This is a genomic window from Nocardiopsis trehalosi NBRC 14201, assembly GCF_001552555.1.
In the GTDB taxonomy this organism is placed as follows: Bacteria; Actinomycetota; Actinomycetes; order Streptosporangiales; family Streptosporangiaceae; genus Nocardiopsis_B; species Nocardiopsis_B trehalosi.
This window is the reverse complement of the sequence record NZ_BCRK01000021.1, coordinates 20,089-44,385: the sequence shown is the minus strand read 5'-3', so window position 1 is coordinate 44,385 and position 24,297 is coordinate 20,089. Positions and strand designations below refer to the sequence as shown.

General features: G+C 74.2%; 22 protein-coding genes. 3 read left to right on the top strand and 19 right to left on the bottom strand.

Annotated features, from left to right (window positions below; all coding sequences use genetic code 11):
- Window positions 1–34 precede the first annotated feature (34 nt).
- The 4 genes from NT8_RS06380 to NT8_RS06365 all read right to left on the bottom strand — a co-directional run bounded on the left by NT8_RS06380 (window position 35) and on the right by NT8_RS06365 (window position 4,975).
- A complete protein-coding gene (locus tag NT8_RS06380; protein ID WP_067965248.1) occupies window positions 35–1,252 on the bottom strand; it encodes an allantoate amidohydrolase in 1,218 nt (405 codons plus the stop codon).
- 65 nt (window positions 1,253–1,317) lie between these two features.
- Window positions 1,318–2,988 carry a urocanate hydratase gene (gene hutU / locus NT8_RS06375; protein WP_067965246.1) on the bottom strand — a complete coding sequence of 557 codons (1,671 nt, stop codon included), beginning with the start codon at window positions 2,986–2,988 and terminating at the stop codon, window positions 1,318–1,320.
- Between the two features lie 20 nt (window positions 2,989–3,008).
- Window positions 3,009–4,553: a histidine ammonia-lyase gene (hutH, locus tag NT8_RS06370; protein WP_067965244.1), complete on the bottom strand. Its 1,545-nt coding sequence runs from the start codon at window positions 4,551–4,553 to the stop codon at window positions 3,009–3,011.
- Window positions 4,554–4,783: 230 nt separating this feature from the next.
- On the bottom strand, window positions 4,784–4,975 hold the full coding sequence (locus NT8_RS06365; RefSeq protein ID WP_067965242.1) for a helix-turn-helix domain-containing protein: 192 nt from the start codon (window positions 4,973–4,975) through the stop codon (window positions 4,784–4,786).
- A gap of 274 nt (window positions 4,976–5,249) precedes the next feature.
- On the opposite strand from NT8_RS06365, the gene NT8_RS06360 reads away from it, so the two are divergent.
- Together NT8_RS06360 and NT8_RS06355 are read left to right on the top strand one after the other, a co-directional pair.
- On the top strand, window positions 5,250–5,438 hold the full coding sequence (locus NT8_RS06360) for a hypothetical protein (protein ID WP_067965240.1): 189 nt from the start codon (window positions 5,250–5,252) through the stop codon (window positions 5,436–5,438).
- Window positions 5,439–5,473: 35 nt separating this feature from the next.
- Window positions 5,474–6,292 carry an IclR family transcriptional regulator gene (locus NT8_RS06355; protein WP_067965237.1) on the top strand — a complete coding sequence of 273 codons (819 nt, stop codon included), beginning with the start codon at window positions 5,474–5,476 and terminating at the stop codon, window positions 6,290–6,292.
- On the opposite strand, the gene NT8_RS06350 is transcribed toward NT8_RS06355, so the two are convergent.
- The 10 genes from NT8_RS06350 to uvrC form a co-directional block, all read right to left on the bottom strand.
- On the bottom strand, window positions 6,289–6,660 hold the full coding sequence (locus NT8_RS06350; RefSeq protein WP_281203393.1) for an RNA polymerase-binding protein RbpA: 372 nt from the start codon (window positions 6,658–6,660) through the stop codon (window positions 6,289–6,291). The genes NT8_RS06355 and NT8_RS06350 overlap by 4 nt on opposite strands.
- A gap of 115 nt (window positions 6,661–6,775) precedes the next feature.
- Window positions 6,776–7,012: a preprotein translocase subunit SecG gene (secG, locus tag NT8_RS06345; RefSeq protein ID WP_067965233.1), complete on the bottom strand. Its 237-nt coding sequence runs from the start codon at window positions 7,010–7,012 to the stop codon at window positions 6,776–6,778.
- A gap of 287 nt (window positions 7,013–7,299) precedes the next feature.
- Window positions 7,300–8,079, bottom strand: coding sequence for a triose-phosphate isomerase (gene tpiA / locus NT8_RS06340; protein WP_067965232.1), 780 nt, complete (start codon window positions 8,077–8,079; stop codon window positions 7,300–7,302).
- A gap of 63 nt (window positions 8,080–8,142) precedes the next feature.
- Window positions 8,143–9,330, bottom strand: coding sequence for a phosphoglycerate kinase (locus tag NT8_RS06335; RefSeq protein WP_067965230.1), 1,188 nt, complete (start codon window positions 9,328–9,330; stop codon window positions 8,143–8,145).
- A 112-nt stretch (window positions 9,331–9,442) separates the two neighbouring features.
- Complete coding sequence (gene gap, locus NT8_RS06330; protein ID WP_067965228.1) at window positions 9,443–10,447, bottom strand: type I glyceraldehyde-3-phosphate dehydrogenase; 1,005 nt, start codon at window positions 10,445–10,447, stop codon at window positions 9,443–9,445.
- Window positions 10,448–10,858: 411 nt separating this feature from the next.
- Window positions 10,859–11,839, bottom strand: coding sequence for a DNA-binding protein WhiA (whiA, locus tag NT8_RS06325; protein WP_067965226.1), 981 nt, complete (start codon window positions 11,837–11,839; stop codon window positions 10,859–10,861).
- Window positions 11,840–12,074: 235 nt separating this feature from the next.
- On the bottom strand, window positions 12,075–12,449 hold the full coding sequence (locus tag NT8_RS06320) for a DUF488 domain-containing protein (protein ID WP_067965224.1): 375 nt from the start codon (window positions 12,447–12,449) through the stop codon (window positions 12,075–12,077).
- Window positions 12,450–12,510: 61 nt separating this feature from the next.
- Window positions 12,511–13,437, bottom strand: coding sequence for a gluconeogenesis factor YvcK family protein (locus tag NT8_RS06315; RefSeq protein WP_067965268.1), 927 nt, complete (start codon window positions 13,435–13,437; stop codon window positions 12,511–12,513).
- Between the two features lie 271 nt (window positions 13,438–13,708).
- Entirely contained in the window at window positions 13,709–14,611 is a 903-nt protein-coding gene (rapZ, locus tag NT8_RS06310; protein WP_067965223.1) for an RNase adapter RapZ, read from the bottom strand.
- A complete protein-coding gene (uvrC, locus tag NT8_RS06305; protein WP_067965221.1) occupies window positions 14,601–16,718 on the bottom strand; it encodes an excinuclease ABC subunit UvrC in 2,118 nt (705 codons plus the stop codon). The genes rapZ and uvrC overlap by 11 nt, the downstream gene beginning before the upstream one ends.
- A 232-nt stretch (window positions 16,719–16,950) precedes the next feature.
- Here uvrC and NT8_RS06300 point away from each other — a divergent pair, with 232 nt between their 5' ends.
- Window positions 16,951–18,147: a mechanosensitive ion channel family protein gene (locus tag NT8_RS06300; protein ID WP_067965220.1), complete on the top strand. Its 1,197-nt coding sequence runs from the start codon at window positions 16,951–16,953 to the stop codon at window positions 18,145–18,147.
- Between the two features lie 66 nt (window positions 18,148–18,213).
- On the opposite strand, the gene NT8_RS06295 is transcribed toward NT8_RS06300, so the two are convergent.
- The 5 genes from NT8_RS06295 to NT8_RS06275 all read right to left on the bottom strand — a co-directional run bounded on the left by NT8_RS06295 (window position 18,214) and on the right by NT8_RS06275 (window position 24,145).
- Window positions 18,214–18,612 (bottom strand): Rieske (2Fe-2S) protein, encoded by a 399-nt coding sequence (locus tag NT8_RS06295; RefSeq protein WP_067965218.1) that lies wholly within the window; start codon window positions 18,610–18,612, stop codon window positions 18,214–18,216.
- A gap of 109 nt (window positions 18,613–18,721) precedes the next feature.
- Window positions 18,722–19,432, bottom strand: coding sequence for an RDD family protein (locus NT8_RS06290; RefSeq protein WP_067965217.1), 711 nt, complete (start codon window positions 19,430–19,432; stop codon window positions 18,722–18,724).
- 67 nt (window positions 19,433–19,499) lie between these two features.
- A complete protein-coding gene (locus NT8_RS06285) occupies window positions 19,500–20,015 on the bottom strand; it encodes an RDD family protein (protein ID WP_067965214.1) in 516 nt (171 codons plus the stop codon).
- 22 nt (window positions 20,016–20,037) lie between these two features.
- Complete coding sequence (gene uvrA / locus NT8_RS06280) at window positions 20,038–22,872, bottom strand: excinuclease ABC subunit UvrA (protein ID WP_067965213.1); 2,835 nt, start codon at window positions 22,870–22,872, stop codon at window positions 20,038–20,040.
- Between the two features lie 256 nt (window positions 22,873–23,128).
- Window positions 23,129–24,145: a TerC family protein gene (locus NT8_RS06275; RefSeq protein WP_067965210.1), complete on the bottom strand. Its 1,017-nt coding sequence runs from the start codon at window positions 24,143–24,145 to the stop codon at window positions 23,129–23,131.
- Window positions 24,146–24,297: the final 152 nt, after the last annotated feature.

Genomic DNA, 24,297 nt, shown 5'->3' with positions numbered 1-24,297 from the left:
TCCTCTCGTCCGTGCGCGCCGCCGCGTGCGGGGGTCATCCGGCCAGCGCCGCGAGGGTGTCGGCGAGGGCGGCCACGCCGCGGTGGCAGTCGGCGGTGTCGGCGTGCTCGTCGGGGGCGTGGGAGACCCCGGTGGGGTTGCGCACGAACAGCATGGCGGTCGGCACCTGGGCGGCGAGCACCGCGGCGTCGTGGCCGGCGCCGGTGGGCAGCACCGGGACGGGCTCGCCGGGACCGCCGCCGGCGACGGCCGCGATCCGGTCGCGCAGCGCCGTCTGGAACCGCACGATGGGGCTGGCGGACTCCTGGTAGGTGGTGAGCAGGACCCCGTTGTCGGTGGCGGCGGCGCGCGCGGCGGCGTCGACCTGGGCGGTGACCGCGCGCAGTGCGGCCTCGTCGGGGGCGCGGGCGTCCAGCCAGGCGCGCACCCGCGATGGGATGGCGTTGGTGCCGTTGGGCACGGCCAGCACCTTGCCGATCGTGGCGAGGGCGCCGTGCTCGGCCGCCGCCGCGCGGGCGGCGAGCACGGTCGCCGCGAAGGGCAGCATCGGGTCGCTGCGGTCGGCCAGCGGGGTGGTGCCGGCGTGGTCGGCCCGCCCGGAGAAGTCGAGCCGCCAGCGGCCGTGCGGCCACACCGCGCCGGCCACGCCCACCGGGTGGCCGGTGTGCACCAGGCCGCGCCCCTGTTCGATGTGCAGCTCCACGAACGCCCCGATGCCAGCGAGCAGGTCGGGGTCGGGGCCCATGTGCTCGGGGTCGAGCCCGGCCGCGGCCATGGCGGCGGCGTAGGTGGTGCCGGCGGCGTCGGTGAGCCCGGCCGCCCGGCCGGGGGTGATGGCGCCGGTGAGCAGCCGCGACCCGAGGCAGGGCACGCCGAAGCGGGCGCCCTCCTCCTCCACGAACACGGTGACGGCCAGGGGCCGCGCGGGGCGCACCCCGCGCGCCCGCAGCGCGTCGACGGCGGCCAGCGCGGAGACGACGCCGAGCGGCCCGTCGAAGGCGCCCCCGTCGGGGACGGAGTCCAGGTGCGACCCGGTGACGACGGCGTCGGGCCCCGGCTCCCCCCACCACGCCCACAGGTTGCCGTTGCGGTCGGTGCGGACGTCCAGCCCGCGCTCCGCCGCGGCGGCGGTGAACCAGGCGCGGACCTCGGTGTCGGCCGGCCCCCAGGTGAACCTCCGGTAGCCGCCGGTGGTGCGGTGCCGGCCCAGCGGGGCCAGCGCGGCCCACAGAGCGTCGAACGTGTCGCTCATGATCCCTCCGTTCCGACTCGCGGACTCCTCCTCGGTGCGCTCCTACCCGCGCGCGGCGCCACCCCTCACCCCTCGTCCATGGGAATGCGCAGGCCGTGGCGCTCGGCGCTGGCGCGCGCCTCCGGGTAACCGGCGTCGGCGTGGCGGAGCACCCCGGTCGCCGGGTCGTTGGTGAGCACCCGGTCGAGCTTGGCCGCCGCCAGGTCGGTGCCGTCGGCGACGCTCACCTGCCCGGCGTGCAGCGACCGGCCGATGCCGACGCCGCCGCCGTGGTGGACCGACACCCAGGAGGCGCCCGAGGAGGCGGCGGTCAGGGCGTTGAGCAGGGGCCAGTCGGCGATGGCGTCCGAACCGTCGCGCATGCCCTCGGTCTCGCGGTAGGGCGAGGCCACCGACCCGGTGTCCAGGTGGTCGCGGCCGATGGCGAGCGGGGCGCTGATCTCGCCGGCGGCGACCAGCTCGTTGAACCGGAGCCCGGCCGCCGCGCGCTCGCCCTGCCCCAGCCAGCAGATGCGGGCGGGCAGGCCCTGGAAGGCGATCCGCTCCCCCGCCAGGTCGAGCCAGCGGGCGAGGTGGCCGTCGTCGGGGAACAGCTCGCGGACGGCGCGGTCGGTGCGGGCGATGTCGGCGGGGTCGCCGGACAGCGCCGCCCACCGGAACGGGCCCTTGCCGGCGCAGAACAGCGGGCGGATGTAGGCGGGCACGAACCCCGGGTAGTCGAACGCCCGCGCGTACCCGGCGGCGCGCGCCTCGGCGCGCAGCGAGTTGCCGTAGTCGAACACCTCGGCCCCGGCGTCGGCGAACCCGACCATGGCGCGGACGTGCTCGGCCATGGAGTCGCGGGCGCGGGCGGTGAACCCCTCGGGGTCGGCGGCGGCGCTGTCGCGCCACTGCGCCAGGTCCATCCCGGCGGGCAGGTAGGCGAGGGGGTCGTGGGCGGAGGTCTGGTCGGTGACGACGTCGACGTGGGCGCCCCGGCGCAGGATCTCCGGCACCAGCTCCGCCGCGTTGCCGACGACGCCGATCGACAGCGGGACGCGGTCGGCGCGCGCCCGCTCGGCCCGGCGCAGCGCGTCGTCGAGCCCGTCGGCGCGCACGTCCAGGTAGCCGGTGCGCAGCCGGCGGTCGACGCGCGCCGGGTCGCACTCCACGACGAGCGCCACCCCGCCGTTCATGGTGACGGCGAGCGGCTGGGCCCCGCCCATGCCGCCGAGCCCGGCGGTGAGGGTGAGGGTGCCGGCGAGCGACCCGCCGAACCGCTGGGCGGCGATCGCGCCGAACGTCTCGTAGGTGCCCTGGAGGATGCCCTGCGTGCCGATGTAGATCCACGACCCGGCGGTCATCTGCCCGTACATGGTGAGGCCGAGGGCGTCGAGGCGGCGGAACTCCTCCCAGGTGGACCAGTCGCCGACCAGGTTGGCGTTGGCGATGAGGACCCGCGGCGCCCATTCGTGGGTGCGCAGCACGCCGACGGGCCGCCCCGACTGCACCAGCAGGGTCTCGTCGTCGGCGAGGCCGCGCAGCGTGGCCGTGATGCGGTCGAAGCTCGCCCAGTCGCGGACCGCGCGCCCGGTGCCGCCGTAGACGACCAGGTCGTCGGGGTGTTCGGCGACGTCGGGATCGAGGTTGTTGTGCAGCATGCGCAGGGCGGCCTCCTGGCTCCAGCCCCGGGCGGTGCGGGTGGTGCCGCGCGGCGCCCGGACGGGGCGCGGGCCGGCGGTGGCGTGGTGGGTCATGCGGGTCCCTTTCTCGCGGGTCAGACCAGCGGGGCGACGGACGCCGCCGCGGCGACGGCGGTGCCGTCGGCGACGAGGGCGGTGGCCGCGTCGATCTCGGGCGCCAGGTGGCGGTCGGGTCCGGGGCCGGGGACGCGGGCGCGCAGCGCGTCGCGCACGGCCGCAGTGGCCGGGGCGGGCGCCAGCGGGGCGCGCAGGTCCAGGGCGCGGGCGGCGGTCAGCAGCTCCACGGCGAGGACCCGGGTGAGCCCGTCCAGGGAGCGGCGGAGCTTGCGCGCCGCCGCCCACCCCATGGAGACGTGGTCCTCCTGCATGGCGGAGCTGGGGATGGAGTCGACGGAGGCGGGGACGGCCAGCCGCTTCAGCTCCGAGACGATCGCGGCCTGGGTGTACTGGGCGATCATGTGCCCGGAGTCGACGCCGGGGTCGTCGGCGAGGAACGCGGGCAGCCCGTGGGAGCGGGCGGTGTCGAGCATGCGGTCGGTGCGGCGCTCGGCGATGGAGGCGACGTCGGCGGCGCAGATGGCGAGGAAGTCCAGGACGTGGGCGAGGGGGGCGCCGTGGAAGTTGCCGTTGGACTCCACCCGGCCGTCGGCCAGCACCACGGGGTTGTCGACGGCGGCGGCGAGTTCGCGCTCGGCGACCGTGCGGGCGTGGGCGAGGGTGTCGCGGGCGGCGCCGGCCACCTGCGGGGCGCACCGCAGCGAGTAGGCGTCCTGCACCCGGGTGCAGTCGGCGCCGCGGTGCGAGGCGACGATGCCGGACCCGGCGAGCAGCGCCCGCATGTTGGCGGCGGCGGCCGCCTGCCCGGGGTGGGGGCGCAGCTCCTGGAGGTCGGCGGCGAACACCCGGTCGGTCCCGAGCAGCGCCTCGACGCTCATGGCGGCGGTGATGTCGGCGGTGCGCAGCAGCAGGTCGAGGTCGTGGCAGGCCAGGACGAGCATGCCGAGCATGCCGTCGGTGCCGTTGATGAGCGCCAGCCCCTCCTTGGCGGCCGGGGCGACCGGGTCGAGCCCGGCGGCGCGCAGCGCGTCGGCGGCGGGCAGCAGGGCGCCGCCGGCGTCGCGGACCTCGCCCTCGCCCATCAGCGCCAGCGCGACGTGGGCGAGCGGGGCGAGGTCGCCGGAGCAGCCGAGGCTGCCGTACTCGCGCACCACCGGGGTGATCCCGGCGTTGAGCAGCCCGGCGAGGGCGTCGGCGGTGGCGGGTTCGACGCCGGTGTGCCCGGTGGCCAGGGTGCGCAGCCGCAGCAGCATGAGCGCCCGGACGACCTCGCGCTCCACCTCCGGCCCGGAGCCGGCGGCGTGGGAGCGGATGAGCGAGCGCTGCAACCGGGCGCGCAGGTCGGGGGCGATGTGCCGGGTGGCCAGCGCGCCGAACCCGGTGCTGATGCCGTAGGCGGGGGTGTCGCGTTCGGCGAGGGCGCGCACGCGGGCGCGGCCGCGGGCCAGCGCGGAGCGGGCCTCGGCGGTCAGCACGACGCGCGCCCCGCCGCGTGCGGCGGCGACGACGTCGGCGGGGGCGAGGGGGCCGCCGCCGACCGCGATCTCGGAGGGTCCTGTCATACCCCCTATTGCACGCCGGTCGCCCCGCGCGGGGCGACCCCGGCGGCGCCGATACCGTCCGAGATCTCAGACAGGGGCGGCGGGCGCCGACACGGCCGCGGGCCGCCCGGCTCGCCGCAGCGCGGCGGGAGGCCACGCGCCCGCATACCCGGGCTCCGTGCGACTATCCCCGTTCTCCCCACGTCCGGGGCCTCGGCTCCCGATGCCCGAATCCGCGCGCACTTCCATGATCAATGATCATTCGGCGGGGTGCCCTTCTCCTGCCACTCCAGGAAATCGGACCGGAAGATTCTGATATGGCCGCCCGGGGATCGGAACACTTTCGGCCCTTGTCCCAAGTGCAGCCAGCGATACACCGTGGAACGGTCGAAGCCCAGCTCTTGCGCCAGGTCGGAGACCGTCATGACCTTCTTGTCGCTCACACATCCTCGATTCGCCTAGGGGGCGTCTCAGAGCCCGAACGCTCACGTACGCACCACCGTACGGAACCGGCCGACGGTTTTCGGGGTATCTTCCACGGCCATTGGCCGCGACGGCGGGCCTCGGGGCGGCCTCCCCCGCCCCGTCCCCGCGCGGTCGGCGTTCCGTGCCGCCCGGAGGAAGGGGGAGGCGGCGCGGGTCGATGAAGCGGCGCTACACGGTTCCGTTCGGAAACCGTCGATGGACGCGCAAGATCGCCGACCCCAGACTGAGGGGATGGACGCTCGCGACGGAACGGAACCGACCTGCCCCGACTGCGGATGGCCCGACGCCGAGGTCTACGAGGTGGTGTCGCGGCATCCGGTGTCGACCGGCCTGCTGCTGTACACCCGCTGCCCGTGCGGGCGGCTGCGCGCGCACCCCGTCCCCGTGCCGGGCACCGGCCGGGGCGGGGCGCGGCGCTGATCGGGCCGCCCGGGCGGCGTGCCACAATCGCGCACATGACCCGTGTCCCGGCGGCCACCCGCGCCCTGCGGCTGCTGCGCTTCCTGGCGTCGCGGCCCGGACCGGTGTCGGCCGGGGCGATCGCGGGCGGCCTGGGGCTGCCGCGCTCCAGCGTCTACCAGCTGCTGGAGGCGATGGCCGACGAGGGCTTCGTCGTGCACCTGCCCGAGGAGCGCCGGTGGGGGCTGGGGGTGGCGGCGTTCGAGATCGGCTCGGCCTACCTGCGGCACGGCCCGCTGGAGCGGCTGGCCCGCCCCCTGCTGGAGCGGCTGGGCGCCGAGAGCGGGGCCACCGCGCACCTGGGCGTGCTGCACGGCGCCGACGTCCTCTACCTGCTCAAGGAGCGGCCGCCGCACGCGCCCGCCCTGGTCACCGGGGTGGGGGTGCGGCTGCCGGCGCACCTGACCGCGTCGGGTCGGGTGCTGCTCGCCCACCTGCCGCGCGCCCACGTGCGGGCGCTGTACCCGGGCGTGGGCGCGTTCACCGACCGCACCGGGCGCGGCCCGGCCACCCCCGGGCAGCTGCGCGACCTGCTGGACCGGGAGCGCCGCGAGGGCTTCGCCGCCGAGGACGGCGAGGTCACCCCGGGGTTCTCCTCGGTCGCGGCGGCCGCGTTCGACCACAACGGCGCACCGGTGGCCGCGATCGGCCTGACGGTGCCCACGGCGCGCCCGGTGACCGCGCGGGCGCTCGCGGCGCGCGCCCGCGACGCCGCCGCGGAGCTGACCCGCCGGCTGGGCGGCCGCGCCCCCGACCCGGAACACGGAGGCCCGCCGCCCCGAGGGGACGGCGGGCGCGGGCGCGGAGACGGCTAGCCGGCGTTGGCGCGCATGAACGCACGGACCTCGGCGCGGTCGGCGCGCAGCTTGGCGAGGGCCTCGTCGAGGATGAGGCGGCCCTCCTCCTCGCTGCGGCGCTCCTTCACGTAGGCGAGGTGGGTCTTGTAGGGCTCGGTACGCGGCGGCGCCGGCGGGTTCTGCGGGTCCTTCCCGGCGGGGAAGCCGCAGCGCGGGCAGTCCCACTCGTCGGGGACCGCGGCCTCGTGCGCGAAGCTGGGCACGACCTCGTGCTTGTTGGCGCAGTAGAACGGGACGCGGACCCGAGGCGCGGACTCGCCCCGCTCGGCCTCGCCCATCGGACCGGCGCCGACTCGGCTGCCTCGAATGGCGCTGCCACTACCCACGAAAACTCCTTCAGCGGACATACCCCGCTCGGGGGACGACGAATTGCGCGCACACCGCACGACGGCAGGGTGCGGGCGGCGCTCCCCGTGCCCTCGGGCACGGGGGTAGGACGGGTCAGGCGCCCCGGTTGATCAGCAGACCGAGCGCGACCACGCACACGATCCAGAGCAGACCGGTGGCGATCGTCAACCGGTCGAGGTTGCGCTCCACCACCGACGAGCCGCCCAGGGAGGAGGTGACGCCGCCACCGAACAGGTCGGAGAGGCCACCGCCCTTGCCCTTGTGGAGCAGCACCAGCAGGACCAGCAGCACACTGCAGACCATCACGACAATGGACAGACCGAGGATCACGCGCTCACCCGTAGCTCGACCCCGAAGCGGGGGACTTGGGGCCCCAAGACCGTGTGCTCGCCGCTCGGCTGGGCCAAGGGCCCGACGGAGGAGGGACCGGGGACAGTTCTGGAGTTTACCCCGTGCCGCGGGGGCGCAGGGGTGAAGCGAGGGAAAACCCTCCCGCGCAGTCTAACCCGCGCCGCACACCGCTCGGTTCCCCTTCGGGCACGGTGCGGTACCGGCCCGGGGCGCCGCGGCCCGGCGGGGGCGCCCGCACAGGGGCGCCGCCGGGCCGCGGCAGCGGGTCAGCCGCCCAGGCGGGCCAGCTTGACGAACTCGTCGGCCTTGAGGCTCGCGCCGCCCACCAGGGCGCCGTCGACGTCGTCCTTGGCCATGATGCCGGCGATGTTGTCGGCCTTGACCGAGCCGCCGTACAGCACGCGCACGGCGCCGGCGACCTCCGGGGAGTACAGCTCGGCGAGGCGGCCGCGCAAGGCGCCGCACACCTCCTGGGCGTCGTCGGGGGTGGCGACCTCGCCGGTGCCGATGGCCCACACCGGCTCGTAGGCGACGACGAGCCCGGCGGCCTGCTCGGCGGTGACGCCCTTCAGGGCGCCCTCCAGCTGCGCGAGGCTGTGGGCGACCTGCCCGCCCGCCTTGCGGACGTCCAGGCCCTCGCCCAGGCACAGGATCGGCGTGATGCCGTTGGCGAACGCCGCCTTGACCTTGGCGTTGACGACGGCGTCGTCCTCGCGGTGGTACTCGCGGCGCTCGGAGTGCCCGGCGAGCACGTAGGAGCAGCCGAGCTTGGCCAGCATCTGGCCGGACACCTCACCGGTGTAGGCGCCCTTCTCGTGCTGGGAGATGTCCTGCGCGCCGTAGCCGATGCTCAGCTTGTCGCCGTCGATGAGGGTCTGCACGCTGCGCAGCGCGGTGAACGGCGGGAGCACCACGATCTCGGCGCGGTCGAAGTCGGCGCCCTTCAGGGCGAACGCCATCTTCTGCACGAGGGCGATGGCCTCGAGGTGGTTGTTGTTCAGCTTCCAGTTGCCCGCGATCAGCGGTTTGCGCGTGGCGTCTGCCATGGGTGGTCCTTGCCGGGGTGTGCGGGCGGCGCGGCGGGGCGCCGCGCCGCGGGGTGGTGCGGGTCAGTCGTCCAGGGCCTCGATACCCGGCAGGGCCTTGCCCTCCAGGTACTCCAGGCTGGCGCCGCCGCCGGTGGAGATGTGGCCGAACGCGTCCTCGTCGAAGCCGAGCGCGCGCACCGCCGCGGCGGAGTCGCCGCCGCCGACCACGGTGAACGCCCCGGAGTCGATGAGGGCCTGGGCCAGGGCGCGGGTGCCGTGGGAGTACGGCTCCATCTCGAACACGCCCATGGGGCCGTTCCAGAAGACCGTGCGGGCGTCGGCCAGCTTGGCGGCGAACAGCTCGCGGCTGCGCGGGCCGATGTCCAGGCCCATGCGGTCGGCGGGGATCGCGTCGGCGTCGACGTCGGCGTGCGGGGCGTCGGCGGAGAACGCCTCGGCCGCGACCACGTCGACGGGCAGCACGATCTCCACGCCCTCCTTCTCGGCGCGGTCGAGGTAGCCGCGGACGGTGTCGAGCTGGTCGGCCTCCAGCAGGCTGGAGCCGACCTCGTACCCCTTGGCCTTGAGGAAGGTGAACACCATGCCGCCGCCGATGAGCAGGCGGTCGGCGGTGCCGAGGAGGTTGTCGATGACGCCGAGCTTGTCGGAGACCTTGGAGCCGCCCAGCACGACGGCGTAAGGGCGCTCGGGTTCGCCGGTGAGGCGGCGCAGCACCTCGACCTCGGCCAGGATGAGCCCGCCCACGGCGTGCGGGAGCCGGCTCGGCAGGTCGTAGACGCTGGCGTGGCGGCGGTGCACGGCGCCGAAGCCGTCGCCGACGTAGAGGTCGGCGAGGGCGGCGAGCCGGTCGGCGAACGCGCCGCGCTCGGCGTCGTCCTTGCTGGTCTCGCCGGGCTCGAACCGCAGGTTCTCCAGCAGCGCGACGCCGCCGTCGGTGAGCGCGCCGGTGACCGCGCGGGCGGAGTCGCCGGCGGTGTCCTCGGCGAAGGCGACCTCGGTGCCGAGCAGCTCGCCGAGGCGGGCGGCGACCGGGCGCAGCGAGTACTTCGGGTCGGGTGCGCCCTTGGGGCGGCCCAAATGCGCGGCGACGACCACGCGGGCGCCGCGCTCGCGCAGCCGGGTGATGGTGGGCAGGGCGGCCCGGATGCGGCCGTCGTCGGTGATGCGGTCACCGTCGAGCGGCACGTTCAGGTCGGCCCGGACGAACACGCGCTGGCCCGCGACGTCGAGGTCCTCGATCGTGCGCATGCGCTCTCCTTTTCACGAGGGGCGCCCGTGCGCGCCGGGGCCGACATGGCGCGGTGGCGCCCCCTCCGTGGAGGGGACGCCACCCCCGGCGCCGCACGGTGCGCGGTCCGGATTACAGGTCGGCGCCGACCATCTTGGCGAGGTCCACGAGGCGGTTGGAGTAGCCCCACTCGTTGTCGTACCAGCCGATGATCTTGACGGTGCTGCCGAAGGTCATGGTGAGGCTGGCGTCGAAGGTGCACGACGGCGAGGTGCCCACGATGTCGGAGGAGACGATCGGGTCCTCGGTGTAGCGCAGCACCTGCTTGAGCGGGCCCTCGGCCGCGGCCTTGAACGCGGCGTTGACCTCGTCCTTGGTGACCTCGCGCTCGACCTCGACGACCAGGTCGGTGACCGAGCCGTCGGGCACCGGGACGCGCATGGCCATGCCGTCGAGCTTGCCCTGCAGCTCCGGGAGCACCAGCGCGGTGGCCTTGGCGGCACCGGTGGTGGTCGGGATGATGTTCTGGGCGGCGGCGCGGGCGCGGCGCAGGTCCTTGTGCGGGAAGTCGAGGATGACCTGGTCGTTGGTGTACGCGTGCACCGTGGTCATCAGGCCCTTGACGATGCCGAAGTTGTCGAGCAGCGTCTTCGCCATCGGCGCCACGCAGTTGGTGGTGCAGGAGGCGTTGGACAGGATGTGGTGCTGGGCGGGGTCGTACTTGTCGTCGTTGACGCCCATGACGACGGTGAGGTCCTCGCCCTTGGCCGGCGCGGAGATGATGACCTTCTTGGCCCCGGCCTCGATGTGCTTGCGGGCGTCCTCGGCCTTGGTGAACCGGCCGGTGGACTCGATGACGACGTCGACGCCCAGGTCGCCCCACGGGAGCTGCGCGGGGTCGCGCTGCTCGATGGTCTTGATGCTGGCGTTGCCGACGCGGATGGTGTCCTCGCCGACCTCGACGTCGCCGTCGAGGGTGCCGAGCACGGTGTCGTACTTCAGCAGGTGGGCGAGCGTGGCGTTGTCAGTGAGGTCGTTGACCGCGACGATCTCAACCTCACTGCCGGCGGCCTGGGCCGCACGCCAGAAGTTACGGCCGATCCGACCGAAGCCGTTCACGCCTACACGGATGGTCACGGTTACCAATCTCCTCACGTGGTCGTCGGAACTCATGTGCCCGTCCGGCACCGCGCGAAGGCGCGGGAGACGGGCGCCGGGTCCAGTGGCGAGCCTATCGCCTGCGGTCCGGGCGGGGGGTGACGGCCCCGTCCGCCGCGCCGGTGGCCGGCGCGCGCCGCACCCCCCATGCTGGCACCCCGGCGCGATAGAGGTCTAGACCATCTGCCGAAGTTCTCCCAGGTCCGCGGGGCCTCACAAAACCGCACACCCGCCGCCCCGCTCCCCCGCGCGGCGCTCACCCTCGGTGATCGCGGCGGGCGGCGGCGGCCGCCGGCCGGCGCCCCGGGGGTCCCCGCCGGGCCGCGCGGCACCGCCGGGCGGCCGCGCCGGCCCGGCGTGAAGTTCTGGGGTTAACGCCGTGTTACGGGGTCAGGGCACCAGCATGTCGGGGGTCAGGTTGGCGTCGGTGCCGGGGACGCCCAGGTCGCAGGCGCGCTTGTCGGCCATGGCGAGCAGCCGGCGGATGCGCCCGGCGATCGCGTCCTTGGTCAGCGGCGGCGAGGAGAGCTGGCCCAGCTCCTCCAGCGACGCCTGCTTGTGCGCCAGCCGCAGCCGGCCGGCCGCCACCAGGTGGTCGGGGGCCTCCTCGCCGAGGATCTCCAGCGCCCGCTCGACCCGCGCCCCGGCGGCCACGGCCGCGCGGGCGCTGCGCCGCAGATTGGCGTCGTCGAAGTTGGCCAGCCGGTTGGCGGTGGCCCGCACCTCGCGGCGCATCCGCCGCTCCTCCCAGGCCAGCACGCTCTGGTGCGCGCCGAGCAGGGTGAGCAGCGCGCCGATGGAGTCGCCGTCGCGCACGACGACCCGGTCGACCCCGCGCACCTCGCGCGCCTTGGCGTGCACCTTGAGCCGGCGCGCGGCCCCCACCAGCGCGAGCGCGGCCTCGGGGCCGGGGCAGGTGACCTCCAGCGACATCGACCGGCCGGGCTCGGTCAGCGATCCGTGGGCGATGAACGCGCCGCGCCACGCCGACTCGGCGTCGCAGGACCCGCCCGCCACGACGTGCCGGGGCAGGCCGCGCACCGGGCGCCCGTTGTTGTCGATGAGCCCGGTCTGGCGGGCCAGGCTCTCGCCCTCCTTGATGACCCGCACCACGTACCGGTTGCCCTTGCGCAGCCCGCTCGGGGCCAGGACGACGACCTCGGACTCGTGGCCGAACACCTCGGAGATGTCGCGGCGCAGCCGGCGCGCCGCCGCCCCGGTGTCGAGTTCGGCCTCGATCACGATCCGGCCGCTCACCAGGTGCAGGCCGCCGGTGAAGCGGAGGATCGTGGAGACCTCGGCCTTCCGGCAGCACGGCTTCAGAACGGTCAGTCGGCTCAACTCGTCCTTCACCACGCCGGTCATCGCCATGGATGCCGTCCTCCCCCTGCTCTGCGACCACGATGCGACAGGGCGGCCCGCACGCCCGCCGCCCTCCGTCGCAGACTACTGGCCGTGCGCCGGTTCGCCACGCCCCTGGCCGCGTGTCCGAAGCCCCTGGCCGATCCGGCGCGTCGGGTTCTCCGCCTTCGCACGGCCTTGCTCCGGAATGCGCCCGGCCCGCACACGGCGGCCCGGCGGCCCGGGGCGGGGCCGACCCGCGCGGTCAGCCCGCGCCCTGCGCCGCGAGGTGGTCGCGCAGCACAGCGGCGTGGGTGTGCGCGGTGTCACGTGCGGCGTAGAGCAGGGTCACCGGGCCCTCGCGCAGCGCGGCGCGCAGCGGCTCCACCGCCTCGGGGGCGCGCTCCAGCTCGGCGGTGTAGCGGTCGCGGAACTCCGCCCACCGGGCGTCGGGGTCGGCGTGGAACCAGCGGCGCAGCTCGGTGCTGGGCGCGGCGTCGCGCACCCACCCGTCGAGGCGCAGGGCGTCCTTGCGGACGCCGCGCGGCCACAACCGGTCGACCAGGAACACCCGGCCGGCCGGCGGGTCGTCGAGGGCGTCGTGCACGCGGCACAGGTCGATGCGATGGTGTGCGGCCACCCTCCCAGGGTGCCCCGGACCGGGCCGCGGCGGGCGCCGACACGCCCGCCACGGCCCGCGCTCACCCGCGCAGGACCCGGTCGAACGCCGCGGCGAGGCGGGCGGGGTCGTGCCGGGCGGAGCCGTCGTCGGCGCGCACGTCGGCCAGCACCAGCCGGCCGCCCAGCGCCTCGGCGGCCTCGCGGAGCCGGCCGGGGTCGTCGACCACGCCGCGGTCGGCGAGCACCACGTCGACCCCCAGCCGGGGGGCGTGCGCCGCCAGCACCTCCAGGTAGGTCTCGGGGCGGAAGCCGTCGGTCTCGCCGCGCTGCGGCGACAGGTTCAGCGCCACGACCCGCCGGGCCTTCGTCGTGACCAGGGCGTCGGCGAGGTCGGGCACCAGCAGGTGCGGCAGCACGCTGGTGAACCACGACCCGGGCCCGAACACCACCCAGTCGGCCTCGCGCACGGCCTTGACCGCGGGCGGCGACGCCGGCGGGTCCTTCGGCACCAGGGAGATCGACCGCACCCGCCCGCTGGTGCTCGCGCACGCCACCTGCCCGCGCACCTCGGTGATCTCGTGCGGGCGGGCGGGGTCGGCCCCCTCGACCTCGGCGAGCAGGTCGAGCGGCACCGACGACATGGGCAGCACCCGGCCGTGCGCGCCGAGGAGCTGGCCCACCCAGTCGAGCCCGGCCACGGAGTCGCCGAGCAGCTCCCACAGCGCCACGATGAGCAGGTTGCCGACGGCGTGGCCGTGCAGGTCGCCCTCGGAGCGGAACCGGTGCTGGATGACCTCGCTCCAGGTGTGGCCCCACTCGTCGTCGCCGCACAGCGCCGCCAGCGCCATGCGCAGGTCGCCGGGCGGCAGCACGCCGAGTTCGCGGCGCAGGCGGCCGCTGGACCCGCCGTCGTCGGCGACGGTGACGACGGCGGTGACGTCGGTGGTGACGCGCCGCAGGGCGGACAGCGAGGCGTACAGGCCGTGCCCGCCGCCCAGGGCGACCACCCGGGGCGGGGACGGGGCGGGGCAGGCGGGGTCGCGGGGGCCGACGCCGGTCGTGCTGCGGTCCGGCCCCGCGCCGCCGGGGGGCGGGTCGGGGTCCGGCTCTGGGGCGTGGGCGTTGTCTGGCATCAAGATCCGTTACGTCTTCGTGCGGGACGGCGCGCACGGCGCGCGGTGCCCGGGGTGCGGGGGGTCGGTACACGGGTGGACACCACCGGTGAACGAGCCAATGCTAGGCACCGCGGGACCCGACCGCCATCCGGCGGCCGGGGGCTCACTCGCGGCCGAGGTCGCGGTGGACGACGTGGACCTCCAGGCCCTGCTCGCGCAGCCGGTCGCCGAACTGCTCGGCCATGGCGACGCTGCGGTGCTTGCCGCCGGTACAGCCCACCGCCAGGGTCATGTAGTGCTTGCCCTCGCGCTGGTAGCCGTCGATGATCAGCCGCAGCACCTCGGCGTAGGAGTCGAGCATCTCCTTGGCCCCGTTCTGCGCGAGCACGTACTCGCGCACGGGGGTGTCGCGCCCGTTCATGGGGCGCAGCTCGGGGATCCAGTGCGGGTTGGGCAGGAACCGGCAGTCGAGGACGAGGTCGGCGTCGACGGGCAGGCCGTGCTTGAAGCCGAACGAGACGATGTTGGCCCGCGGCCGGGTCTCCTCGGCCTCGCCGAAGAACCCGATGACCTTGGCCTTGAGCTGGTGCACGTTGAGCTGCGAGGTGTCGATCACCAGGTCGGCCTCGCCGCGGACGGCGCGCAGGGTCTCGCGCTCGCGGGAGATGCCGTCGGTCAGCCGGCCGTCGCCCTGGAGGGGGTGCGGGCGGCGCACGCTCTCGAACCGGCGCACCAGGGCGTCGTCGCCGGCCTCCAGGAACACCACGCGGGCGGCGATGCCGCGCTGGCGCAGGGTCTCGACGGTGGACAGCAGGTCCTCGGTGAAGGCCATGCTGCGCACGTCGACCACCGCGGCCACCCGGGGCACGGCGCCCTGGGTGCGGCCCGCGAGGTCGATCATCGTGGGCAGCAGGCCGGGCGGGAGGTTGTCGACCACGAACCAGTCGAGGTCCTCCAGTGCCCGGGCGGCGGTGCTGCGGCCCGCCCCGGACATGCCGGTGACGATGACGATCTCGGGCGGCAGGTCGCCGCTGAGACTGCCGGTGCCGGTCGGGTCATCCCCCATGGTCGTGTCGTTCATCCTCGTCCCCCGGGCGGCGGGCCGTGGCACCGCCGCCGTCGTCGTGATCGGCTGCGCGGGTCCCCGTACCCGCCTTCGGCGCGGCCGCGGGCTCCCCGCTGAGCCGCGCGTGGATGGTCTCGGCGGTGCGGGCCCCGATGCCCGGCACCTCCGCGATCTGCTCGGCCGTCGCCGCCGCCAGCCGCTTCACCGATCCGAAGTGCTTGATCAGCGCGGTGCGGCGCGAGGGGCCGAGGCCCGGCAGGTCGTCCAGCGCGCTGCCGGTGAGGGCCTTGGCGCGCTTCTGCCGGTGGTAGGTGATGGCGAACCGGTGCGCCTCGTCGCGGACCCGCTGGAGCAGGTACAGGCCCTCGCCCGCGCGCGGCAGGATGACCGGGTCGTCGTCGTCGGGAAGCCATACCTCCTCCAGCCGCTTGGCGAGACCGCATACCGCGATGTCGTCGATACCGAGCTCGTCCAGGGCCCGCCGGGCGGCCTGGACCTGGGGACGGCCACCGTCCACCACCACCAGGTTAGGCGGATAGGCGAACCGCGCGGGGGCGGTGCGCCCGTTCTGTCCGGGGTCGGCCGGGTCGGCGGGCGGTGCGGGGGCGCCCTCGGGGGCGCCGGCCGCGTCGGCGCCGCTGTCGCCCATGGTGGCGACCTCGCCGGTGCGGCGGCTCTCCTCCAGGTAGCGGGCGAAGCGGCGGGTGATGACCTCGTGCATGGAGGCGACGTCGTTCTGCTCGGCGTCGCCCCGGCTCGTGCCGCGGATGCTGAACCGGCGGTACTCGGACTTGCGGGGCAGGCCGTCCTCGAACACCACCATGGACGCCACGACGTGGTCGCCCATGAGGTTGGACACGTCGTAGCACTCGATGCGCAGCGGGGCCTCGTCCAGGCCCAGGGCCTCCTGGATCTCGGCGAGGGCGCGGCTGCGCGTGGTGAGGTCGCCGGCGCGCTGGGTCTTGTGCCGGGCCAGGGCCTGCTCGGCGTTCTTGGCGACGGTCTCCAGCAGCGCCCGCTTGTCGCCGCGCTGCGGCACCCGCAGGTCGACCTGGGCGCCGCGGCGCTCGGTCAGCCAGGCGACCACGGCCTCGCGGTCGGCGGGCGGCGCGGAGACGAGGACCTCGCGCGGGATGGCCGACCGGGCGCCCTCGGGCGCGGAGGCGGGGTCGCCGTTGCCGTAGGTCTGGGCGAGGAAGCGCTCGACCAGCTCGCCGGTGCCGACGTCCTCGACCTTGTCGACCACCCAGCCGCGCTGGCCGCGGATGCGGCCGCCGCGCACGTAGAACACCTGGGCGGCGGCCTCCAGGGGGTCCTCGGCGAAGGCGATGACGTCGCAGTCGGTGGAGTCGCCGAGGACGACCGCCTGCTTCTCCAGGGCGGTGCGCAGCGCCTGGACGTCGTCGCGGATGCGCGCGGCGCGCTCGTACTCCTGGTCGGCGGCGGCGTCGCGCATGCTCTGCTCCAGGCGGCGGATGAACCGGCCGGTGTCGCCCGCCATGAAGGAGCAGAAGTCCTCGGCCAGCTCCCGGTGCTCGCCGGGGTCGACGCGGCCGACGCAGGGGGCCGCGCACTTGCCGATGTAGCCGAGCAGGCAGGGCCGGCCGCTGTTGCGGGCGCTGCGGAACACCCCGGCGGAGCAGGTGCGCACCGGGAAGACGCGCAGCAGCAGGTCGACGGTCTCGCGGATGGCCCAGGCGTGGCCGTAGGGGCCGAAGTAGCGGACGCCCTTGCGCTTGGCGCCGCGCATGACCTGCACGCGGGGGTACTCGTCGCCCATGGTGACCGCGAGGTAGGGGTAGCTCTTGTCGTCGCGGTACTTGACGTTGAACCGGGGGTCGTACTCCTTGATCCAGGAGTACTCCAGCTGCAGCGCCTCGACCTCGGTGCCGACCACGGTCCAGTCGACGTCGGCGGCGGTGGACACCATGGACTGGGTGCGCGGGTGCAGGCCGGCGAAGTCCTGGAAGTAGGAGGACAGGCGCGCGCGCAGGTTCTTGGCCTTGCCCACGTAGATGACCCGCCCGTGGGCGTCGCGGAAGCGGTAGACCCCGGGGGAGGTGGGGATCGATCCGGGGCGGGGCCTCAGGTGGGGTTGGACTGGCATGCCCCCATTGTGGTCGGCCCCGGGGACGTTCGGCCACTCGGCGGCCCGGTCCGGGGCGGGTCCCCGGCCGCGGCGAACCCCGGTGAGGGCGGGGCGGGGTGGCCTAGGCTGGTCCGCGCCGCCCCCTGCGGGCATGCCGCAGACCACTCGCCGATTGTCACAATTCGGTCTACTCATGCCCTAGGTTGGGCGCATACCGACCGTTTTCTCCCTACGCAGAGGGGACCCTCCCGTGGATGTCGCACAGTGGATCGCGATCGGCGCGGCCGTCGTGATCGCCGTGCTCCTCGTCACGGTGGTGCACTGGCTGCTCACCCATCAGCTCGCCAAGGTGTGGACCATGGCCGGGCCGCTCGTTCAGCGGTGCCGCTACCCCGCCTACTTCGCGGCCGCCGTGGTCGGTGTGAACATCGCACTGCCCACCCGCGCGCAGATGGACGACCGATCGCTCTTCCCGGTGATCCAGCACGGCATGCGCATCCTGCTGATCGCCGCCCTGACCTGGCTCGCCCTCGCTGCGGCCTACGCGGTCACCGACACCGTGCTGCTCAAGCTCTCCCAGCGCAACGCCGACGACGACCGCAGATCCCGCCGGCTGCAGACCCAGGTGCGCCTCATGCGCCGGGTGGTGGCCGGCATCATCGGGGTCCTGGCGCTGGCCGCGATCCTGTTCACCTTCCCCGCCGTGCGCGGCCTCGGCGCCGGGCTCCTGGCCTCGGCCGGCCTGCTGTCGGTGGTGGTCGGCGTCGCCGCCCAGTCCACCCTCGGCAACATCCTGGCCGGCATCCAGCTCGCGTTCAGCGACGCCCTGCGCATCAACGACATCGTCGTGTTCCAGGGCGAGTGGGGCCGGGTCGAGGAGCTGAGCCTGACCGCGGTGACCCTGCGGATGTGGGACGAGCGCCGCCTCGTGGTGCCGGTGTCGCACTTCACCACGAACCCGTTCGAGAACTGGACCAAGCAGGGCGCGTCCATCACCGGGTGGGTGCTGCTCCAGCTCGACTGGTCGGCGCCCATCGACAAGATCCGCGAAGAGGTCGGCGAGTACGTCCAGCGGCACCCCCTGTGGGACGGCCGCCGCTGGTCGCTCCAGGCCACCGACATCCTGCCCGACGGGCTGGTGGAGCTGCGGGCCGTGGTCACCACCGCCGACTCCGACGCCCGCTGGGACCTCTGCTGCGACCTGCGCGAGCACCTGATCACCTACATCAGCCAGAACTTCCCCGGAGCGCTCCCCCGCCGCCGCACCGAGTTCTTCCCCGGCGGCGACGAGGAGGACTACGCGGCGATCTTCCCCGAGTCGGCGTTCCGCCGCATCCGCGCCCGCGGCACCGGCTCCCCCGGCCCGGACGGCCAGCTCAAGGTGGCGGGCTCCGACGGCTCCTTCACCCGCGAGCGCGGCGACGACGAGGACGGCGACAGCGAGTAGGCCGCCGACCGGACACGCATGAGGGGGCGGGCACCCGGCAGGTGCCCGCCCCCTCATGCGTCCCGGCTACTCCAGGGTGATGTCGGTGCCCGAGACCGAGATGGCCAGCTCCTCCAGCGGCGAGGTGGCCGGGCCCGCCAGCGGCTGCCCGGTGGCGATGTCGAACTCGCTGCCGTGGCACAGGCAGTGGATGTTCACCTCGACCTCCTGGATGGTGCACCCGGCGTGCGGGCACACCGCGCTGTAGGCGCGGTAGTCGCCCGGCTCGGGCTGGGTGAGGACGATCTTGCCCTCGACCACGATGGTGCCGCCGCCCTCGGGGACGTCGGTGGTCTGCGCGACCACGGTCCCCCGCAGCACGTCCTGCGGCTTGGGGCGGTCCTCGTCGCGCGTACCGCAGGCGGAGGCGCCGACCACCGCCGCCCCCGCGATCCCGGCGGCGCCCAGCAGCCGCCGCCGGCTCATCCCGCACGCACACGTCGACCCCGCACCCATCGCGCGGCTCCTTCCACTCCCCAATGACTACTACACAATGTAGTACCGCCGGGGACGTGGTCCGACCCGGGCCGACGGGTCAGGACGGGCGCAGCACCACGGTGCGGGCGACCTTGTCGTGCAGGCCCTGCCCGCGGGCGTCCCACAGCGGCCACAGCGCGATGGCCACCACCGCCGCGGGGAGCACCAGCGCCTCCACCCAGAAGTCCAGCGCCGCCGCCAGGGTGGCGACGTTGAGCACCGCCGCCCGCGCCACGACCGACGCCACCGGGATGGGCCCCTGGCGGCCGCCGCCGTCGGCGGGGGCCACCACCAGGCCGATCAACCGCTTGCCGAAGGTGCGCCGCCGCTTGGTCACCGCGACGGAGTCGTAGACGGTGAGGATGAGGAAGTACACGACGCTGAAGATGTTGGTGAAGTGGCCGGCCACCCCCGAGGACTGGCCGGAGAGGGCCTGGATGCCCACCCACGCCGCGGCGACGAGCGCGGCCGCGATCGCGGCGGGCACGAGGAGCAGCAGCCAGTCGATGAGCCGGGCCGCGACCCGCAGCCCCCAGGCGGCCGGCGCCATGGGCGCGTCGGCCGCCCCGGCGGGCGGGGCCGCCGGGGCGGGCGCGGCGTACGGGAGCGGGCCGGGGTCGGCGGCCGGGACGGGCCCCGGGTAGGGCGGCGGCGCGGGGGCGGCGCGGTGCCCGTCGGGGTGGTAGGGCGGCACGCCCCCGGACACCCCGCCGGGATGGCCGCCGACCGGGACGCCGGGGCCGTCGTTCCAGGGCGGGGGCTGGCTCATGGGGACTGGTCCTCCTCGGACGGGTGGGGACGGACGCGGCGGTCGGCGGGGCCGCACCGCGCGGCGCCTACGACGATACCGAGGGCCGGACCCCCGCCACGACCGCCGTACCGCCCGCGCGGTCGTGCAGGCCGCGCCGCTCGGGCGAGGTGAACACCGAGACCACGGCGTACAGCGACACCAGCAGGGCGAGCAGCCCCGCCACGGGTACGAAGTTGAGCAGCACCGACGCGTACAGCACCGCGGAGCGCCGGGCGACGGCGACGGTGGCCACGCCCCCGGACGCCGACCCGGGCTCCGGCGCGACGGCCGCGATCCGCACCTTCAGCAGCAGCTTGCCCACGGTGCCGCCGTACAGGGCGGTCAGCACCACCTCGTAGCCGGTGTACAGCGCGAACAGCGCGACCGACAGCACCAGCGCGGGCAGCGGCTCCATGCCGGCGGGGTCGGCCGCGCCGGGGAGCGTGCGCACCGCCAGCGACGTGGCGGCCAGGCCGGCCGCGCCGAGGAGCACCAGGTCGACCAGGCGCGCGGCGGTGCGCCGGCCCAGGCCGGCCGGGACCGGCCCGGGGATGTCGCTCATGGTCCTCCTCGGGGGGCGGGGTCTACAGGATCTTGGCGAGGAACTGCCCGGTGTAGGACTCCGGCACGGCCGCGATCTCCTCGGGTGTTCCCGTGGCGAGCACGGTACCGCCCCGCGAACCGCCCTCGGGACCCATGTCGATGATGTGGTCCGCGGTCTTGATGACGTCCAGGTTGTGCTCGATGACGATGACCGTGTTGCCGCTGTCGGTGAGCCGCTCCAGCACGCCGAGCAGCTTGCGGATGTCCTCGAAGTGCAGGCCCGTGGTGGGCTCGTCCAGCACGTACACGGTGCGGCCGGTGGAGCGCCGCTGCAGCTCGGAGGCGAGCTTGACCCGCTGCGCCTCGCCGCCCGACAGGGTGGTGGCGGGCTGGCCGAGGCGGACGTAGCCCAGGCCCACGTCGTTGAGGGTCTGCATGTGCCGCCGGATGCCCGAGATGGGCTCGAAGAAGTCGAGCGCCTCCTCGATCGGCATCTCCAGCACGTCGGAGATGGTCTTGCCCTTGTAGTGGACGTCGAGGGTCTCGCGGTTGTACCGGGCGCCGTGGCAGACCTCGCACGGCACGTACACGTCGGGCAGGAACTGCATCTCGATCTTGATGGTGCCGTCGCCGGCGCACGCCTCGCAGCGGCCGCCCTTGATGTTGAAGGAGAAGCGGCCCGGCTGGTAGCCGCGCATCTTCGCCTCGGTGGTCTGGGCGAACAGCTTGCGGATGTGGTCGAACACCCCGGAGTAGGTGGCCGGGTTGGAGCGCGGCGTGCGGCCGATGGGGCTCTGGTCGACGTGCACGACCTTGTCGACGTGGTTGAGCCCGTTGACGCGGGTGTGCCGGCCCGGCACCGACCGCGCCCCGTTGAGCTCCTTGGCCAGCGCCTTGTACAGGATCTCGTTGACCAGGGTGGACTTGCCCGACCCCGAGACGCCGGTGACCGCGGTGAACACGCCCAGCGGGAACGCGACGTCGAGGTCGCGCAGGTTGTTCTCGCGGGCGCCCTTGACGACCAGCTCGCGGCCCTTGGTGCGCGGCCGCCGCGTGGCGGGCACCGCGATGGCGCGCCGCCCGGCGAGGTAGTCGCCGGTGGACGACGACGTGCAGTCGAGGAGGTCCTGGACGGTGCCCGACACCACGACGTCGCCGCCGTGCTCGCCGGCGCCGGGGCCGATGTCGACCACCCAGTCGGCGGCGCGGATGGTGTCCTCGTCGTGCTCGACCACGATGAGGGTGTTGCCGATGTCGCGGAGCCGCTGGAGGGTCTCCAGCAGCCGGAAGTTGTCGCGCTGGTGCAGGCCGATCGACGGCTCGTCCAGCACGTAGAGGACGCCCACCAGGCCGGACCCGATCTGGGTGGCCAGCCGGATGCGCTGGGCCTCGCCGCCGGACAGCGACCCCGCGGGGCGCTCCAGGTTGAGGTAGTCGAGGCCGACGTCGAGCAGGAAGCCGAGCCGGGCGTTGATCTCCTTGAGGACCTGGGCGGCGATGACCTGGTCGCGCTCGCTGAGGGTCAGGTCGCGCAGGAACGCGGCGCAGTCGCTCAGCGGCATGGCGCTGACGTCGGCGATCGAGGCGCCGCCGACGGTGACCGCGAGCACGACCGGCTTGAGCCGCCGCCCCTGGCAGGTGGGGCACGGCACGGTGCGCATGAAGCCTTCGAGGCGCTCGCGACCGGAGTCGCTCTCGGACTCGGCGTGGCGCCGCTTCAGCCACGGGATGACGCCCTCGTAGCTGGTGTAGTAGGAGCGGGTGCGCCCGTAGCGGTTGCGGTAGCTCACGTGCACCTGGGTGTCGTGGCCGTCTAGCAGGGCCTTGCGCCCGGCCTTGGGCAGCTTCTCCCAGGGGGTGTCGAGGTCGAACCCGACGGCGTCGCCCACGGCCTGCATGAGGCGGCCGAAGTACTCGGTGGCGTGCCCGCCCGACCACGGCGAGATGGCGCCCTCGTTGAGGGTCTTGGCGGGGTCGGGCACCAGGAGTTCGGGGTCGACCTCCATGCGGGTGCCCAGGCCGACGCACTCGGGGCAGGCGCCGTAGGGCGAGTTGAACGAGAACGACCGGGGCTCCAGCTCCTCGAAGGAGAGGTCGTCGTAGGGGCAGTACAGGTGCTCGGAGAACACCTTCTCGCGCTCGGGGTCGCCCTCGGCGACGTCCACGAAGTCGAGCACGATGGTGCCGGCGGCGAGCCGCAGCGCGGTCTCGACGGAGTCGGTCAGCCGCTTCTTGGCGGACTCCTTGACCGAGAGCCGGTCGACCACGACCGCGATGTCGTGCTTCTCGTACTTCTTCAGCGCGGGGGCCTCGTCGAGCCGGACCACGGCGCCGTCGACCACGGCCCGGCTGAAGCCCTTGCTCTGCAGGTCCTTGAACAGCTCCGCGTACTCGCCCTTGCGGCCGCGCACGACCGGCGCGAGCACCTGGAAGCGGGTGCCCTCGGGCAGCTCCAGGACCCGGTCGACGATCTGCTGCGGGGTCTGCCGGGCGATCTCGCGGCCGCAGTCGGGGCAGTGCGGCACGCCGATGCGCGACCAGAGCAGCCGCAGGTAGTCGTAGACCTCGGTGATGGTGCCGACCGTGGAGCGCGGGTTGCGGCTGGTGGACTTCTGGTCGATCGAGACGGCCGGGGACAGGCCCTCGATGAAGTCGACGTCGGGCTTGTCCATCTGGCCGAGGAACTGGCGGGCGTAGGCCGACAGCGACTCGACGTAGCGCCGCTGCCCCTCGGCGAAGATCGTGTCGAAGGCCAGCGAGGACTTGCCCGACCCCGACAGCCCCGTGAACACGATCATCGCGTCGCGCGGCAGGTCCAGCGAGACGTCCTTGAGGTTGTGCTCCCGGGCGCCCCGGATCACCAGCTGCTCGGCCATGTTGCTAGATCAGCCCTTTCGGCATCGGCTCGCGTTCGAGGAACGCGCGGGCCCGGAGTCGGACGGCGCGTGCCACGCGTGGAACGGTCCGCGCCGCCGGGGCGGCCCGGCGCACGGCGCCGGGCGGCGCGCGGCCGCAGACCTCTAACGTTAACGACTTCGGGCGGTGGAAATCTTCCGCGCGCGAAAACGCCGGATGCCCGCCGGAACCCGGCGGGCATCCCCCACTATAGACGAACAGCCGTTCGAAGGCGGCTCACTCCGAGGCGACGCCCGGACGCTCGGCGTCCTCGACGGGCTCGGACTCCTTGCGGCGCCCTCCGACGACGAGGCTGGCCACCACGGTGACGGTCATCACGCCGAGGATCACGCCCAGCGACAGGCCGGTGCCGATCTCGGGGACGTGCACACCGTTCTCGTGCAGGGCGTGCAGGATCATCTTGACGCCGATGAACACCATGATGATGGCCAGGCCCCAGCTGATCAGCGACAGCCGGTCCATCAGGCCGGCCAGGAGGAAGTAGAGCTGGCGCAGGCCGAGCAGGGCGAACGCGTTGGCCGTGAAGACGATGTAGGGGTCCTGGGTCAGGCCGAAGATCGCGGGGATGGAGTCGACCGCGAACACCAGGTCGGTGACGCCGATGGCGACGATCACCATGAGCATCGGGGTGACGTAGCGGCGGCCGTTCTGCTTCACGGTCAGGTGCGCGCCGTGGTAGTCGTCGGTGACCGGCCACACCTTGCGGACCATGCGGACCGCGAAGCTGTTGGTGAAGTCCTCGTCCTCCTCGTCCTTCTTGAGGTGGTCGCGGACGATCTTGACGGCCGTGTAGATGAGGAAGGCGCCGAAGAGGTAGAAGACCTCGCTCCAGGCGTTGATGGCCTGGGCGCCGATCGCGATGAAGATACCGCGCATGACCAGGGCGATGACGATGCCGACCAGCAGCACCTCGTGCTGGTACTTCTTCGGCACCGCGAAGCTGCCCATGATCAGGTAGAACACGAAGAGGTTGTCGACGCTGAGGCTCTTCTCGGTGACGAACCCGGCGAAGTACTCACCGGCGATCGTCGCCCCGCCGACGTACCAGACGCCGAACCCGAACAGGATGGCGATGCCGATGTAGAAGGCCGCCCACCAGGCGGCCTGCTTCATGCCGAACTCCTTGGGTCCGGACTTCTTGCTCCACGGGTGGTCGACGATCGCGAGGTCGACGGCGAGGATGACCACCATCGCGCCGATGGTGGCGACCCACACCCACAAGGGGACATCCATGCGAAAACTCCTCCGGTTCGGTTCGCCCTACCCGGACGGGGCCAGGGCATGCTCGACGACCGGAGGTCTCTCCCGCCCATGGGTCCGTTGTGCGACTCCGGACTCCATTGGGCCGACGGCACCGGGCCCGCGCCTGCGCGTTCCGTGATGAC

Bases quoted from the DNA above. Each gene is read 5' to 3' on its own strand.
- NT8_RS06380 (WP_067965248.1), bottom strand. From the start codon at position 1,252: ATGAGCGACACGTTCGACGCTCTGTGGGCCGCGCTGGCCCCGCTGGGC.
- hutU (WP_067965246.1), bottom strand. From the start codon at position 2,988: ATGACCCACCACGCCACCGCCGGCCCGCGCCCCGTCCGGGCGCCGCGC.
- NT8_RS06290 (WP_067965217.1), bottom strand. From the start codon at position 19,432: ATGAGCCAGCCCCCGCCCTGGAACGACGGCCCCGGCGTCCCGGTCGGC.
- NT8_RS06360 (WP_067965240.1), top strand. From the start codon at position 5,250: ATGGACGCTCGCGACGGAACGGAACCGACCTGCCCCGACTGCGGATGG.
- hutH (WP_067965244.1), bottom strand. From the start codon at position 4,553: ATGACAGGACCCTCCGAGATCGCGGTCGGCGGCGGCCCCCTCGCCCCC.
- uvrC (WP_067965221.1), bottom strand. From the start codon at position 16,718: ATGCCAGTCCAACCCCACCTGAGGCCCCGCCCCGGATCGATCCCCACC.
- rapZ (WP_067965223.1), bottom strand. From the start codon at position 14,611: ATGGGGGATGACCCGACCGGCACCGGCAGTCTCAGCGGCGACCTGCCG.
- NT8_RS06275 (WP_067965210.1), bottom strand. From the start codon at position 24,145: ATGGATGTCCCCTTGTGGGTGTGGGTCGCCACCATCGGCGCGATGGTG.
- uvrA (WP_067965213.1), bottom strand. From the start codon at position 22,872: ATGGCCGAGCAGCTGGTGATCCGGGGCGCCCGGGAGCACAACCTCAAG.
- NT8_RS06285 (WP_067965214.1), bottom strand. From the start codon at position 20,015: ATGAGCGACATCCCCGGGCCGGTCCCGGCCGGCCTGGGCCGGCGCACC.
- NT8_RS06335 (WP_067965230.1), bottom strand. From the start codon at position 9,330: ATGCGCACGATCGAGGACCTCGACGTCGCGGGCCAGCGCGTGTTCGTC.
- tpiA (WP_067965232.1), bottom strand. From the start codon at position 8,079: ATGGCAGACGCCACGCGCAAACCGCTGATCGCGGGCAACTGGAAGCTG.
- NT8_RS06295 (WP_067965218.1), bottom strand. From the start codon at position 18,612: ATGAGCCGGCGGCGGCTGCTGGGCGCCGCCGGGATCGCGGGGGCGGCG.
- whiA (WP_067965226.1), bottom strand. From the start codon at position 11,839: ATGGCGATGACCGGCGTGGTGAAGGACGAGTTGAGCCGACTGACCGTT.
- NT8_RS06355 (WP_067965237.1), top strand. From the start codon at position 5,474: ATGACCCGTGTCCCGGCGGCCACCCGCGCCCTGCGGCTGCTGCGCTTC.